Consider the following 14,534-nt stretch of genomic DNA (forward strand, 5'->3'; position numbering starts at 1 on the left):
GTCCTGATCCGGGGCCTCACCCCCAGACGGGGGCAGTCACTCCCGCGCGGAGAGGACCAGCTCGTTCTCCCTCGGCGGTGGCGTCGGTGCGGGCGTGCCGGTCGGCGGCGTCCCGGTCGCGCCCCGGGCCGACGACGCAGGCGCCTGGAGCGGGAATCGTCGTGCCACGGCCTTCAGCACGCGGCGGCCCAGGTTCTGGAAGGGCAGCTCCACCAGGCGGTAGCTGAGCCAGCTCACGCCCGCCAGGGCGGCCATGAACGCGGTGAACACCACGGCCCGGCCCGTCCAGCTCTCGATCGGGGCGCGTCCCTCCAGCATCCAGTTCATGCCGTGGATCAAGGGGTTGTGCAGCAGATAGAGCGAGAAGCTGATGGCGCCGAGCCAGCTGAGCCAGCGCGGGAAGCGGCGCTTGCGCAGCAGCATGCCCGCGACGAAGACCGCCCACGCGGCGATGTAGGCGAACGACCAGGCCATCCAGGACCCGCTGAAGGTCCGCCAGAGCGCCTCCCCGTGGTTGTACATGTAGCCCGTGAGGAAGCCGCAGACGATGACGAAGCCGCAGGACAGGAAGGCCTGGGTTCGTTCGATCTGGCCGTGCTCCCACCGGTACAGCACGGTGCCGGCGAACATCGTCGCGAAGATCATCATGGTTTCGAAGGCCGCGGCCCGGCTGTTGAGGGTGATCAGCACCAGCCCGAGGCCGCCGAGGAGCAGCCCGCCGCCCTTGGCCAGGGCCGGCTTGCCGGTCATGATGCAGGCCATCGCCATCACCACCACGGTGGCGCAGGCCAGGACCAGATGCCGGGTGCTCGCGTGGTTGACGGAGAGCGTGCCGAGAGCGATCCAGCCGCCCAGGACCAGCGCCACGGCCGCGAAGCCGACCGCGATGCCCGCACTCTTGCGGTGCCATCCGAGCGCGAACAGTGCCGTGACGAAGTAGTAGAAGACCATCTCGTAGGTGAGGGTCCACAACACCCCGATGCCGTTGGTGACGCCCATCACGTCCTGCAGCATGAGCCCGTTGCCCACGAGCGAGAGCAGCGGGTGCTCGAAGGCATAGCCCGCCACCACGGTGTGGCCGCGGGGCAGGATCAGCAGCGAGGCGACCACGGTCAGGATGACCGCCGGATAGATCCGGAAGGCACGTCCCACCCAGAACGCCCGTATGTCACCGCGCCGCTCCAGCGAGGCGGGGATGATGTAGCCGCTCACCAGGAAGAACAACAGGACGCCGAAGACGCCGGGGTCCAGGTAGTGCGGCACCCGGGTGCCGTGGGGCACCCAGTAGAACGGCAGCGCCAGGTGGTACACCGCGACGGACAGGGCCGCGATGCCGCGCAGAGCGTCCAGCCAGCCGAGCCGCGACGCGGTCGGGGTGGGACCGCTCTTCGCAGCGGCCCTCGCGGGACGGCGGTCCGCTATTCGATGGATCGATTTCACCAGTGGAGGCTACACGCGATGCTGGAGCGCAAGGCTCGACGGCAAGTGCCCCGGCCACGCCCCGTGGAAGCGCACGCCACCACGCCCGTCCAGCCCACTCCGGGCGCCGTGGCACACGTCACCGCGTGTGCGGCCGCAGACATCCGACGACTCCTGCCGGACCCGTCAGGCCCGCGGTACGCGGACGACGCCCTCCTGGATGACCGTCACGGCCAGTCGGCCGTCCTGGGTCCAGATGCGGGCCTGGCCCAGGCCCCGGCCGGCGGCCGCCGAGGGGGACTCCTGGTCGTACAGCAGCCACTCGTCCGCGCGGAACGGCCGGTGGAACCACATCGCGTGGTCCAGCGAGGCGCCGACCACGTCGCCCACCGCCCAGCCGCCCCGCCCGTGCGCGAGCAGGACGGAGTCCAGCAGGGTCATGTCGGAGACGTAGGTGGCCAGGCAGGTGTGCAGCAGGGGATCGGCGCTGTCCAGCTTGCCGGCGGTGCGGAACCAGACCTGCGAGCGCGGCTCCACCGGCTCGCCGATGCTGCCCCAGGGCGGGGTCGTGGCGTACCGCAGGTCCACCGCCTCCCGGGTCTCGATCAGCCGCTCCACCGTGCCCGGGTCGCGGAAGATCTCCCGGTACGCGGGCAGGGACTCGGCTGCGGTGGGCAGGGTCTCCGGATCGGGGGCCGACGGCATCGCGACCTGGTGGTCGAGGCCGTCCTCGTACGTCTGGAACGATGCGGAGAGGTGGAAGATCGGCTGCCCGTGCTGGACGGCGACGACCCGGCGCGTGGTGAAGGAGCGCCCGTCGCGGATCCGGTCCACCGAGTACACGATGGGCGCGCCCGTGTCCCCCGTGCGCAGGAAGTACGAGTGCAGCGAGTGCGCGGTGCGGTCCGCGGGAACGGTCCGCCCGGCCGCGACCAGTGCCTGGGCCGCGACCTGACCGCCGAACACGCGCGGTACCAGGGAAGGCCTGCTGGTACCGCGGAAGATGTTCTCCTCGATCTGCTCGAGGTCGAGCAGATCGAGGAGCGTCGTCAGTGCCTCGTTCATGGGTGAAGGCTAAGTGCCCCGGTTCCCACGTTCCTCAGAGGCCCATGGACTTGGCGATGATGGACTTCATGACCTCGCTGGTGCCGCCGTAGATGCGGTTCACGCGGTTGTCGGCGTACAGGCGGGCGATCGGGTACTCGTTCATGTAGCCGTAACCGCCGTGCAGCTGGAGGCACTTGTCGATGACGCGGTGCGCGACCTCGGTGGTGAACAGCTTCGCGGAGGCGGCCTCGGCGGCGGTCAGCTCACCGGCGTCCAGGGCCTCCAGGGCGCGGTCGGCGACGGCCTCGGCGGCGTCCACCTCGGCCTGGCAGGCGGCCAGCTCGAACTTGGTGTTCTGGAAGTGCGCGACCGGCTTGCCGAAGACGGTGCGCTCCTGCACGTACTGCTGGGCGAACCGGACGGCGGCCTTGGCCTGCGCGTACGCGCCGAAGGCGATGCCCCAGCGCTCGGAGGGCAGGTTCTGACCGAGGTAGTAGAAGCCCTTGTTCTCCTCGCCGAGCAGGTCCTCGACCGGGACCTTCACGTCGACGAACGCCAGCTCGGCGGTGTCGGAGGTGCGCAGGCCGAGCTTGTCCAGCTTGCGGCCGATGGAGTAGCCCTCGGACTTGGTGTCCACCGCGAAGAGGGAGATGCCGAAGCGGCGGTCGTCCTCGCGCGGGGCGGAGGTGCGGGCGCAGACGATCACGCGGTCGGCGTGGACGCCACCGGTGATGAAGGTCTTGGCGCCGTTGAGGACGTAGTGGGTGCCGTCCTCGGAGAGCTTGGCGGTGGTCTTCATGCCCGCGACGTCGGAGCCGGTGCCCGGCTCGGTCATGGCGAGCGCCCACATCTCCTCGCCGGTCACGAACTTCTCGAGGTAGCGCTTCTTCTGCTCGTCGTTGGCGAGCATCTTGATGTAGGGGAGGGCGAGCAGCACGTGCACGCCGGAGCCGCCGAAGTTCACGCCCGCGCGCGAGGTCTCCTCGTAGAGGACGGCCTCGAACTTGTGGGTGTCCAGGCCCGCGCCGCCGAACTCCTCGGGCACGTTGATGCCGAAGACGCCCAGCTCGCCGAGCTTGTAGTAGAACTCGCGGGGCGCCTGGCCGGCCTGGAACCACTCGTCGTAGACCGGGACGACCTCGGCCTCGATGAAGGCGCGAATGGTCTCGCGGAACGCCTCGTGGTCCTCGTTGAAAACGGTACGGCGCACGGGCCGGCCCTCCCTTTTGCGGCTGAACCGCCGCCGCTCTCGCGGAGGTGGTTATCACATGTCTAAGCGCTTGCTCAATTTAAGTTACCGGCGAGTTGTCCTTCGTGTCCAGGGAACGTAGTGCGAACCACAGTTCCATCCGCGTGTCCGGGTCGTCGAGGTCCCGGCCGAGGAGCGCCGCGCAACGGGCCACGCGCTGGCGGACGGTGTTGCGGTGGACGGCCAGCGCGCCGGCCGTGCGGTCCCAGCTGCCGTGATGCGCGAGCCACGCGCGCAGCGTCTCCCGGTGGGTCGACGCCAGCGGCGCCAGCAGGGCCTCGGCGTGCGCGCGGGCCTCCGCCGGGTCGACGAGGGCGTCCAGGCCGGCGCCGGTGTGGCGGACCAGGGAGGTGCGCGCGGCCTCGGCGCGGTCCAGGGCGCGCGCCGCCTGGGCGGCGGCGCTCTCCAGCTCCGCCGGGGCGGCCGGGGCGCTCACCCCGAGTCGCCACCCGGGCTGCGGGGCGGGCTGCCGGTCGGTGAGCAGGCGTACGTCGTCCCCGTGCGCGTCCAGCAGTACGGTGCCCAGCGCGGCCGCCAGCGCACGCGGATCACCGGAGCCGCGGGCGCGGACCACGTGCCAGGGCCCCGCGGGCAGGGCCTGCTCGGGGGAGCCGCCGAGCAGCAGCCGCGTCAGGGCGGCGGCCTCGTCCCCGGCGGGCCGGGACGCGGTGAGCAGGGTCAGCAGGACGGCGGCCACCGAGGCGATGGTGTGGTCGCCGGGGGCGCGGGCGGGAGTGGCGAGCGCGAGCACCTGGCCGCTGCCGGTGGCGTAGGCGGCCAGGTGCACCCCGCCCAGGGTGTCGGTGGCGGTCGCCGCGGAACCGGGAGCCACCCGCCGGGCCAGCCCGGCCACCGCGGCGAGCACGCCCTCGGCGGGCGCGGGCCCGGCGGCGCGGACGGGTACCGCGACGGGTACCGCGAGCGGTGCGGCCCGGTCCCCCTCCGCGCCCTCGACCTGGGCCGGTGCGAGCAGCGCGGCCCAGCCGCCCAGGCTCGCCGCGAGGCGGGACAGCACCGCCGGGACCGGGTCGGGGCGGGCGGCCGCGGCCGCGAGCGACTGCTGGGCCTCGGTCACCCGGCGCAGCTCGCGCGTCCGGGCCTCCGCCATCAGCCGCCAGACCGTACGGGCCACCGCGGTGAACGGGGTGCCCGGCGGCACCTCCAGCAGCGGCAGCCCGTACCGGTCGCACGCCTCGGCGAGCCCGGCCGGCACGGACTCGTGCACCGGCGCGACCCCGAAGCCGAGCGCCGCCACGCCCGCCCGGGCGAGCCGGGCCACGTAGTCGCCGGGATCGGCCCCGAGCCCCGCCCCGGCCGTCAGCAGCAGCTCTCCCCCCAGCAGGTACGGGGACGGGTCCGCCATCTCGGAGGCGTGCACCCCGTGCACGTCGGCCTCCGCGGGCCCGGCGAGCTGCCCCAGGTCCAGCTCCCGGTCGCGGAGCAGCGCGCCGAGGGGAACCGGTGGGGTGGGCGGGGCTTCCATGGATACTCCGTACATACGAATGACGCTCGATGGATAGAACGTACACTTCGCGCCCCGGAGGTGTCGGCTTACGCTCGAAGGACCGCACCAGCACGACCACCAGCACGACCACCAGGACGACCAGGACCACCGGGACCTCCCGGACCCCCCGGACGTCCTGGACCTCCCGGACCTCCAGAAGGGCACCCCCCATGAGCACGCAGCCGCGCGGACCCGTCGACTCCTCCCGCATCCCGCGCTACGCGGGCCCCGCGACCTTCGCCCGGCTGCCCCGCCTCGACGAGGTCGGCTCCGCGGACGTCGCCGTCGTCGGCGTGCCCTTCGACTCCGGCGTCTCCTACCGCCCCGGCGCCCGCTTCGGCGGCAACGCCATCCGCGAGGCCTCCCGCCTGCTGCGCCCGTACAACCCGGCGCAGGACGCCTCCCCCTTCGCCCTCGCGCAGGTCGCGGACGCCGGCGACATCGCCGTGAACCCCTTCAACATCAACGAGGCCGTCGAGACGGTCGAGGCCGCCGCCGACGAGCTGCTCGGCGCGGGCTCCCGCCTGATGACCCTCGGCGGCGACCACACGATCGCCCTCCCGCTGCTGCGTTCCGTCGCGAAGAAGCACGGCCCGGTCGCGCTGCTGCACTTCGACGCGCACCTGGACACCTGGGACACCTACTTCGGCGCCGAGTACACGCACGGCACGCCGTTCCGCCGGGCGGTGGAGGAGGGCATCCTCGACACCGAGGCGCTGTCCCACGTCGGCACGCGCGGCCCGCTGTACGGCAAGCAGGACCTGGACGACGACGCCAAGATGGGCTTCGGCATCGTCACCTCGGCGGACGTGTACCGGCGCGGCGCCGACGAGGTCGCCGACCAGCTGCGCCAGCGCATCGGCGACCGCCCGCTCTACATCTCGATCGACATCGACGTGCTGGACCCGGCGCACGCGCCCGGCACCGGCACCCCCGAGGCGGGCGGCATGACCTCCCGTGAGCTCCTGGAGATCATCCGCGGGCTGTCCTCCTGCAACCTCGTTTCCGCCGACGTGGTCGAGGTGGCCCCGGCGTACGATCACGCGGAGATCACCTCGGTCGCGGCCTCGCACACCGCGTACGAGCTGACCACGATCATGAGCCGGCAGATCGCGCAGTCGAAGGGCAAGTAACAGAAGTGACGCACGACCACGACCTGGTACTCCGTCCCACCGAGGCCCAGACGGCGGCCGCCCTCGCGCCGCCGCCGGGCCGGACGGGCGGGGACCTGGTCGTGGAGACGCTGCGCTCGCTGGGCGCCACCACCGTCTTCGGACTGCCGGGGCAGCACGCGCTCGGTCTCTTCGACGCGGTGGGGCGCTCCGATCTGCGCCTGATCACCCTGCGCGTGGAGAACAACGCGGGCTTCGCGGCGGACGCGTACGGCCGGATCACGGGCGAGGCGGTCCCCTTGTTGCTCTCCACGGGCCCGGGCGCCCTGACGGCCCTGCCGGCCCTGGCGGAGGCGGCGGCGGCCTCGGCCCCCGTCCTGGCGATCTCCTCCCAGGTCCCCGTCGCGGGGCTGGGCGGCGGCCGGCGCGGCCACCTGCACGAGCTGCGCGACCAGTCCGCGTCCTTCCGTGACGTGGTCAAGTCGGTCCACGAGGCCCGTACGCCCTCCCAGATCCCGTCGGTGATCGCGGAGGCCTGGGAGTCGGCGCTCACGGCTCCGCACGGACCGGTCTGGGTGGAGATCCCCGAGGACGTCCTGCGCGCCGAAACCCTGATCCCCCAGGTCACGGGCATGGACGCGACCCCGCACGAGCTGGCCCCGCGCCCGGAGCTGACGGCCGTGGCGGCTCACTGGCTCTCGCGGGCCTCCCGCCCGGTGATCATCGCGGGCGGCGGCGTCATCCGCTCGGACGCGGCGGGCAAGCTCAGGCAGCTGGCGGAGCGCCTGAGCGCGCCGGTGGTGACGACCTTCGGCGGCAAGGGCGCCTTCCCGTGGACCCACCCGCTCTCCCTCCAGTCCTGGCTGGAGGACCGCCACATGACGGACTTCCTGGAGGACGCGGACGTGCTGCTCGTCGTGGGCTCCGGCCTCGGCGAACTGTCCTCGAACTACCACACGTTCTTCCCGGCCGGCCGGGTCGTCCAGATCGAGGCGGACCTCGGCAAGCTGGAGTCCAACCACCCGGCCCTGGGCATCCACGCGGACGCCCGCCTCGCCCTCCAGGCACTCCTCGAAACGGTGCCCGTACGGGAGGACCCGCAGGCCCCCGAGCGCGTCCGCCTGGTCCTCGCGGACATCGCGGCCCGCCTCGCCACCCAGGACGTGACCCTGGAGCAGGACCTCCTCACCTCGATCCGCAAGGCCCTGCCGCCGCGCTCCCCGTCCTTCTGGGACATGACGATCCTGTCCTACTGGGCCTGGTCCGCCTTCGACCCCAAGCACCCCAACACCATGCACTCGGCCCAGGGCGCGGGCGGTCTCGGCTACGCCTTCCCGGCGGCCCTCGGCGCGTGCGTGGCGGAGCCGGACACCCCGGTCCTCGCGGTCTCCGGAGACGGCGGCGCGATGTACTCGATCGCGGAGCTGGCCACCGCGAAGCAGCACGACCTCGACGTCACCTGGCTGATCGTGGACGACGGCGGCTACGGCATCCTGCGCGCGTACGGCTGCGAGACCGGTACGGAGCTGATCGGCCCCGACTTCGTCGCCCTGGCGGAATCCTTCGCGGTCCCGGCCACCCTCACGACCCCGGATTCCCTGTCGGCGGACCTCAAGAAGGCCCTGTCCACCCCGGGCCCCTCGGTGGTCGTCCTCCCGGCCGCGCTCAGGATGTTCGCCCCGACCCACGTCTGATCGAGATATGCTTCATATGAAGCCGGGCTAGGAGGCATATGCGATGTCCAACCTCTACGTGGAAGTCGACGACGAAGCACTGGCAGAGGCCGCCGCGATACTGGGCACGAAGTCGAAGAAGGACACCGTCAACGCTGCCCTGCACGAGGTCGCGCGGCGCCGCCGGAGGCTGGGGGCTCTCGAAGAGCTCATGGAGATGGGTCAGCGCGGCGACTTCGACGTTCTCCTGGACAAGGCCAACTACCGCCGATGAGCCCGCTGACCCATTTGATCGACACGTCCGCAGTGGCCCGCATCATGACGAACGCGGATGTCGGCAAGGCCTGGAGCGACCACCTGGCCGAGGGCGTCATCGGCTTCTGCGAGGTCACGGAGTTGGAGATCCTCTTCTCCGCCCGTTCTCTCGCCGATCGCCTCAAGAAGGAAGAGCTCCTGGAGAGGCTCTTCAACTGGACCCCGGTGCCGGACGGGGTGTACGCGCGGGCGCGCGCTGTTCAGCGGCTACTCACCGGCAGAGGTGAACACCGCAGCGCGGGCCCGGTCGACCTCCTCGTCGCAGCAACCGCTGAACTCTCGGGGCTGACCCTGCTCCACTACGACGCCGACTTCGAGACCATCGCCCGTGCGACTGGCCAGCCGACGAAGTGGGTGGCGCCGCCCGGCACCGCGTAGCGACAGCGGACATCCGCACCGCGCGCTGGACGCGTCCCTTCGGGTGATGACGCTGTGTCACGGAGCCGGGCGGGGTCGGGGTGTGGGACGTTGACGGCGGGCCGGATCCCGAGTGGAGGTGGTGGTGCCGTGATGCGCGCAGTCGTCCGGGGTCTAGCCATGGCGGTGGTGGCCGGGGTGCTGGCCGGGGCCGCGGGGTGCCAGGGCGGGGGGTCGGGGCGGTCGGGCGACGGGTCGGAGTCGCCGCGCCCGCCGACGACGGGGACCGGGACCGGGACCGGGGAGAGCACACCCGACACCTCGGCCTCGGTGTTCCTGGGGAAGGGGGGCGACGAAGCCCTCCCTGATGTGAGCGTGCCGACCGGGCGGGTCGGCGAGCCCGCCGGCAAGCGCTTCAAGGTGGTCAACCTGAGCGACAGCGAACCCGAAACCGTCGAGGAATTCGCCGCCACCACCGACAGCGGCGAGACCTCGATCGTCGATGACACCTGCACGGGCGTCGAGCTGCCGCCGGGCGGTACCTGCGAGATCTGGGTGCAGCACATCGCGACGCAGGCCGGTCCCTACACCGGGGAGCTGACCGTGACGACCTCCGACGGCGAGGTCCGCACCGTCGGCATCTCCGGCGAGGCAGTGGGCGAGGCCACCCCCACCGAGGAGGACACCACCGGCACCGGGACGCCGTCGCCGTCGCCGACGCCGGAGCCGTCACCGACCGCCGAGACGGAGGCCCCCGAGCCCAGCCCCACCGACAGCTATCCGCCCGACCTCACGGGCTGATCTCGATCCTGACGGAGTCGTCGTCGGGCAGGACCACCAGCGTGCGCTCGCGCTGCCCCGGCAGGTAGGAGACGAGGTAGAGGCGGGCCGGCGTCTTCGCGAGGACACGGAAGCCGACGTACTGGTAGCGGTACGGGAGGCTCCCGCTGCCCAGGTCGTCGGACACGATGCCGGGCGCGTGGTGGGTCAGGGGCACCCGGGAGTAGACCACCACCCTCGGGCTCAAGACGTAGCCTCCCGCGTGGTCCTGCAGGGCGTCGGTGCGGCCCGCCGCGGCCACGTACCGGGCCATCCCGAAGAACAGGGCCATCGTCAGCACGCCGAGGAGCAGGGCGCCGGCCACCAGCCACAGCCGGTCGGCCGTGCGGTCGTCCCGGTCCTGCCCGCCCTGCCCGTCCGGGGCGCCGCCCAGGTGCAGCTGGACGCCGCAGAACGCCAGTGTGGCACCCAGGGCCACCGCCAGACACGGCACGAACTGGCGGAGCCAGCCCTCGGGGAGCTGCGGGAGCCGGTCCTCCCAGAAGAAGACCGGGAAACCCATGAGCACCAGGAACAGACCGGCCCCGAGCAGCCAGGCGGCCACCTTCTCGCGCCGGACCTTGTGCCCCGGCCGGGCCAGCAGCCGGCCCGCCCACCCCAGCGCCAGCAGCGCGGCCAGCCCGCAGAACAGCAGGAACCAGAGCGGGAAGAAGATCGCGCTCGGGCTCTTGACCAGATAGGCCTGGACGGAGAACTGGAGGTCGGCCGTCGGTACGCCGAAGGTGGCGTAGTACGCGTCGGTGTAGGTGCTGCCGAAGTAGTAGAGGAGGCCGAGGACGATGGTCCCCGGCGCCGCGATGTAGGCCACCTTCTCCAGGAACACCTGCGACGGGCCCGCCGCCCCGGGTCCGGCCGCCGGCGGCTGCTGCCGCGGGCCGGGCGGCGGCTGCTCCTGCGGCTCGGACATGCGATCAGTCTGTCCGCCGGTCCCCTGGCCCGCACCCGGGGCCGCGCCGCCCGGATGACCCGGCACGCCCACGGCCGCCCCCGGCCACTACCGCTCACTACCGGCCGCTCCCGGCGTGCGCCGGAGCCGCTCGGCGTACATGTTCGAATCGTGGCGGCGGGATGAAATCCGCCGGTCGGGGCGTTGGCGCTTCCGGCAGGACAGGACGAACGGGGAGGCACCACGTGACGGCGGCTGGGGACAAACAGGGCTGGGGCAAGCGGCTGGCCGCCTACACCTGGCGGTACAAGCTCAACGTCCTGCTCGCGCTCGGGTCCTCGCTGGCCGGCATGGCCGTCATGGCGCTCGTACCGCTGGTCACCAAGGTGATCATCGATGACGTCATCGGGGAACAGAGCAGGCCGATGGGGCCCTGGGCCGGGATGCTCATAGCCGCCGCCCTCCTCGTCTACGTGCTGACCTACATACGCCGGTACTACGGCGGGCGCCTCGCCCTCGACGTGCAGCACGACCTGCGAACCGAGATGTACGACACCATCGCCCGCCTCGACGGGCGCCGCCAGGACGAGCTGTCCACCGGTCAGGTCGTCGGCCGCGCGACCAGCGACCTCCAGCTGATCCAGGGCCTGCTCTTCATGCTGCCCATGACGATCGGGAACTTCCTCCTCTTCGGGATATCCCTCGGGATCATGCTGTGGCTCTCGCCGCTGCTGACCCTCGTCGCCCTGCTGATGGCCCCCGCCCTCTGGTTCATCGCCAAGCGCAGCCGCAAGAAGCTCTTCCCCGCCACCTGGTGGGCCCAGGGCCAGGCCGCCGCCGTCGCGGGCGTCGTCGACGGGGCCGTGACCGGCGTCCGCGTCGTCAAGGGCTTCGGCCAGGAGGAGCAGGAGACCGGCAAGCTGCGCGCCGCCGGCCGCCGGCTGTTCGCCGGTCGGATGCGGAGCATCCGGCTCAACTCGCGTTACACGCCCGCCCTCCAGGCCGTGCCCGCGCTCGGGCAGGTCGCCATGCTGGCCCTCGGCGGCTGGATGGCCACCAGGGGGCAGGTCACCCTCGGCACCTTCGTCGCCTTCTCCACCTACCTCGCCCAGCTCGTCGGACCCGTCCGCATGCTCGCCATGGTCCTCACCGTCGGACAGCAGGCCCGCGCCGGCGTGGAGCGGGTGTTCGAGCTCATCGACACCGAGCCCGTGATCCAGGAGGGCGCGCACGAGCTGCCCGCCGACGCGCCCGCCACCGTGGAGTTCGACGACGTCCGCTTCGGCTACGACCCCGAGCGGCCCGTCCTCGACGGGTTCTCGCTCTCCGTGGCGGAGGGGGAGACCGTCGCCCTGGTCGGATCCTCCGGCAGCGGCAAGTCCACCGTCTCGCTCCTCCTGCCGCGCTTCTACGACGCCGACGGCGGCACCGTCCGCGTCGGCGGGCACGACGTCCGCGAGCTGACGTACGCGTCCCTGCGCGGTGCGATCGGGCTCGTCCCCGAGGACTCCTTCCTCTTCTCCGACAGCATCCGCTCCAACATCGCCTACGGGCACCCCGGCGCCACCGACGAGCAGATCGAGGCGGCCGCCCGCGCCGCCCAGGCCGACGGGTTCGTCCGGGCCCTGCCCGCCGGGTACGACACCAAGGTCGGCGAGCAGGGGCTCACCCTCTCCGGCGGCCAGCGCCAGCGCATCGCCCTCGCCCGGGCCATCCTCACCGACCCCCGGCTGCTGCTCCTCGACGACGCCACCTCCGCCGTGGACGCCCGCGTCGAGCACGAGATCCACGAGGCCCTGCGCTCCGTCATGGCCGGCCGGACCACCCTGCTGATCGCCCACCGCCGCTCCACGCTGGCACTGGCCGACCGTATCGCCGTCATCGACCGCGGGCGGCTCGCCGACATCGGGACGCACGAGGAGCTGGAGAGCAGGTCGGCGCTCTACCGCAGGCTGCTCACCGACCCCGACGCGCTCGGCGCCGCCTCGCCGCGGACCCCGGACGCGCCCGCGATGACCGAGTTCGAGCGCGAACTCGACCGCAACCTCGAACGTGACATCGAACTCGAAGCCGAGATCGACTCCGAGCCCGTCAACGCCAAGCGCAGGGTCGCCGGCGGGGTCACCCCGGAGCTCTGGCGGCGCCAGGACGAGTCTGACAGCGCCTCCGCCGCCTCGGCCTCGACATCCTCGACCTCCGCCGCCGCCCCGGTCGCCGCCGGCGGCGCGCCCGGCGCCGGGCATTCCATGGCGGGGGCGGTCGCCGGAATGCCCGCCACCCCCGAACTGCTCGCGCAGGTGGCCGCGCTGCCGCCCGCCGACGACGAGCCCGATGTGGACGAGACCCGCGCCGCCTCCGCCGAGGAGAGCTACGGCCTGCGCCGCCTGCTCCGCGGCTTCTGGGCGCCGCTCGCCCTCAGCCTCGGACTGGTCGCCGTGGACGCGGGCTCCGGACTGCTCCTGCCCATCATGATCCGGCACGGCATCGACCAGGGTGTGGAGCAGGCCGCGCTCGGCGCCGTCTGGGTGGCCGCCGGGCTCGCCCTCGCCGTCGTCGTCGCACAGTGGGCCGCGCAGTTCGCCGAGACCCGCATGACGGGCCGTACCGGCGAGCGCGTGCTCTACGCCCTCCGCGTCAAGATCTTCGCCCAGCTCCAGCGCCTCGGCCTCGACTACTACGAGCGCGAGCTGACCGGCAAGATCATGACCCGGATGACCACCGACGTGGACTCGCTGAGCTCGTTCCTCCAGACCGGGCTCGTCACGGCCGTCGTCTCCGTCTTCACCTTCTTCGGCATCCTGATCGCCCTGCTCGTCCTCGACGTCGAACTCGCGCTGATCGTCTTCGCGACCCTGCCCGTCCTGGTCGTCGGCACGATCGTGTTCCGCCGCAAGTCCGTCGCCGCCTACGAGCTGGCCCGCGACCGGGTCAGCCTGGTCAACGCCGACCTCCAGGAGTCCGTCTCCGGCCTCCGCATCGTCCAGGCCTTCCGCCGCGAGGGCACCGGTGCCACCCGCTTCGCCGAGCGCAGCGCCGCGTACCGCGCGGCCCGGGTCCGCGGCCAGTGGCTGATATCCGTCTACTTCCCCTTCGTCCAGCTGCTGTCCTCGGGCGCCGCGGCCGCCGTGCTCATCGCCGGCGCGGGCCGGGTCGAGGCGGGGACGCTCACCACCGGCGCGCTGGTCGCGTACCTGCTCTACATCGACCTGTTCTTCGCCCCCGTCCAGCAGCTCTCCCAGGTCTTCGACGGCTACCAGCAGGCCACTGTCTCCCTCGGCCGCATCCAGGGGCTGCTGCGCGAGCCCACCACCACCCCGCGGCCGGAGCACCCGCGCGCACTGCCGTCGCTGCGCGGCGAGATCGCCTTCGAGGACGTCCACTTCCGGTACGGTACGGCGCAGGAGCGGGGCGAGGAGGGCGAGGCCCTGGCCGGCATCAGCCTGCGGATACCCGCCGGACAGACCGTCGCCTTCGTCGGCGAGACGGGAGCCGGAAAGTCCACGCTGGTCAAGATGGTGGCCCGGTTCTACGATCCGACCTCCGGCCGGATCACCGTCGACGGCGCCGACCTGCGGGAGCTCGACCTGACGGCGTACCGGCACCGCCTCGGCGTCGTCCCCCAGGAGTCCTACCTCTTCCCGGGGACCGTCCGCGACGCCATCGCCTACGGGCGCCCCGACGCGAGCGACGCCGAAGTGGAGGCCGCCGCCCGCGCGGTCGGCGCCCACGACATGATCGCCACCCTCGACGGCGGCTACCTTCACACCGTCGCCGAGCGCGGCCGCAACCTCTCCGCCGGTCAGCGCCAGCTGATCGCACTGGCCCGCGCCGAACTGGTCGACCCGGACGTACTGCTGCTCGACGAGGCCACCGCCGCACTCGACCTGGCCACCGAGGCCCAGGTCAACCAGGCGACGGACCGGCTCGCGGGCAAGCGCACCACCCTGGTGGTGGCGCACCGGCTGACCACCGCCGCGCGCGCGGACCGGGTCGTGGTCATGGACCGCGGCCGGGTGGTGGAGGACGGCACCCACGCCGAACTCCTGGCGCGCGGCGGCCGGTACGCCGAGCTGTGGCGCACCTTCGTCGGAGAGGACGAGCGCGCCGCCGCGGCCTAGTGCTGTGACCGGAA

Annotated in this window: 11 protein-coding genes; 6 read left to right on the forward strand and 5 right to left on the reverse strand. The window is 72.4% G+C overall.

The features are described from left to right. Positions 1–36 precede the first annotated feature (36 nt). The 4 genes from ACZ4TV_RS17835 to ACZ4TV_RS17850 all read right to left on the reverse strand — a co-directional run bounded on the left by ACZ4TV_RS17835 (position 37) and on the right by ACZ4TV_RS17850 (position 5,198). Complete coding sequence (locus ACZ4TV_RS17835) at positions 37–1,440, reverse strand: acyltransferase family protein (RefSeq protein ID WP_468135602.1); 1,404 nt, start codon at positions 1,438–1,440, stop codon at positions 37–39. Positions 1,441–1,605: 165 nt separating this feature from the next. Beyond that, a complete protein-coding gene (locus tag ACZ4TV_RS17840; RefSeq protein ID WP_468135603.1) occupies positions 1,606–2,484 on the reverse strand; it encodes an acyl-CoA thioesterase in 879 nt (292 codons plus the stop codon). 34 nt (positions 2,485–2,518) lie between these two features. Then, positions 2,519–3,676, reverse strand: coding sequence for an acyl-CoA dehydrogenase family protein (locus ACZ4TV_RS17845; RefSeq protein WP_468135604.1), 1,158 nt, complete (start codon positions 3,674–3,676; stop codon positions 2,519–2,521). A gap of 79 nt (positions 3,677–3,755) precedes the next feature. After that, entirely contained in the window at positions 3,756–5,198 is a 1,443-nt protein-coding gene (locus tag ACZ4TV_RS17850) for a PucR family transcriptional regulator ligand-binding domain-containing protein (protein WP_468135605.1), read from the reverse strand. Positions 5,199–5,389: 191 nt separating this feature from the next. Between ACZ4TV_RS17850 and speB the strand changes: the two genes are divergently transcribed. The 5 genes from speB to ACZ4TV_RS17875 all read left to right on the forward strand — a co-directional run bounded on the left by speB (position 5,390) and on the right by ACZ4TV_RS17875 (position 9,477). After that, complete coding sequence (speB, locus tag ACZ4TV_RS17855; protein WP_361713502.1) at positions 5,390–6,352, forward strand: agmatinase; 963 nt, start codon at positions 5,390–5,392, stop codon at positions 6,350–6,352. Between the two features lie 5 nt (positions 6,353–6,357). Further along, on the forward strand, positions 6,358–8,025 hold the full coding sequence (locus ACZ4TV_RS17860) for a thiamine pyrophosphate-binding protein (RefSeq protein WP_468135606.1): 1,668 nt from the start codon (positions 6,358–6,360) through the stop codon (positions 8,023–8,025). 43 nt (positions 8,026–8,068) lie between these two features. Then, a complete protein-coding gene (locus ACZ4TV_RS17865) occupies positions 8,069–8,278 on the forward strand; it encodes a type II toxin-antitoxin system VapB family antitoxin (protein ID WP_468135607.1) in 210 nt (69 codons plus the stop codon). Further along, a complete protein-coding gene (locus ACZ4TV_RS17870; protein WP_468135608.1) occupies positions 8,275–8,697 on the forward strand; it encodes a PIN domain-containing protein in 423 nt (140 codons plus the stop codon). Before ACZ4TV_RS17865 ends, ACZ4TV_RS17870 begins: the two co-directional genes overlap by 4 nt. A 132-nt stretch (positions 8,698–8,829) precedes the next feature. Continuing rightward, the gene (locus ACZ4TV_RS17875; protein ID WP_468135609.1) at positions 8,830–9,477 is read left to right on the forward strand and encodes a hypothetical protein; all 648 of its coding nucleotides are present in this window, start codon (positions 8,830–8,832) and stop codon (positions 9,475–9,477) included. On the opposite strand, the gene ACZ4TV_RS17880 is transcribed toward ACZ4TV_RS17875, so the two are convergent. Continuing rightward, a complete protein-coding gene (locus ACZ4TV_RS17880) occupies positions 9,467–10,423 on the reverse strand; it encodes a hypothetical protein (RefSeq protein WP_468135610.1) in 957 nt (318 codons plus the stop codon). The two genes, ACZ4TV_RS17875 and ACZ4TV_RS17880, sit on opposite strands and share 11 nt — an antisense overlap. A gap of 161 nt (positions 10,424–10,584) precedes the next feature. Here ACZ4TV_RS17880 and ACZ4TV_RS17885 point away from each other — a divergent pair, with 161 nt between their 5' ends. Beyond that, a complete protein-coding gene (locus ACZ4TV_RS17885) occupies positions 10,585–14,520 on the forward strand; it encodes an ABC transporter ATP-binding protein (protein WP_468135611.1) in 3,936 nt (1,311 codons plus the stop codon). Positions 14,521–14,534 lie beyond the last annotated feature (14 nt).

The sequence above is a fragment of the Streptomyces sp. NPDC028910 genome, from assembly GCF_055564955.1.

Excerpts from the sequence above, each read along its gene's own strand:
- ACZ4TV_RS17840 (WP_468135603.1), bottom strand. The coding sequence starts at position 2,484 with ATGAACGAGGCACTGACGACGCTCCTCGATCTGCTCGACCTCGAGCAG.
- ACZ4TV_RS17850 (WP_468135605.1), bottom strand. The coding sequence starts at position 5,198 with ATGGAAGCCCCGCCCACCCCACCGGTTCCCCTCGGCGCGCTGCTCCGC.
- speB (WP_361713502.1), top strand. The coding sequence starts at position 5,390 with ATGAGCACGCAGCCGCGCGGACCCGTCGACTCCTCCCGCATCCCGCGC.
- ACZ4TV_RS17865 (WP_468135607.1), top strand. The coding sequence starts at position 8,069 with ATGTCCAACCTCTACGTGGAAGTCGACGACGAAGCACTGGCAGAGGCC.
- ACZ4TV_RS17870 (WP_468135608.1), top strand. The coding sequence starts at position 8,275 with ATGAGCCCGCTGACCCATTTGATCGACACGTCCGCAGTGGCCCGCATC.
- ACZ4TV_RS17875 (WP_468135609.1), top strand. The coding sequence starts at position 8,830 with ATGCGCGCAGTCGTCCGGGGTCTAGCCATGGCGGTGGTGGCCGGGGTG.
- ACZ4TV_RS17880 (WP_468135610.1), bottom strand. The coding sequence starts at position 10,423 with ATGTCCGAGCCGCAGGAGCAGCCGCCGCCCGGCCCGCGGCAGCAGCCG.
- ACZ4TV_RS17885 (WP_468135611.1), top strand. The coding sequence starts at position 10,585 with ATGAAATCCGCCGGTCGGGGCGTTGGCGCTTCCGGCAGGACAGGACGA.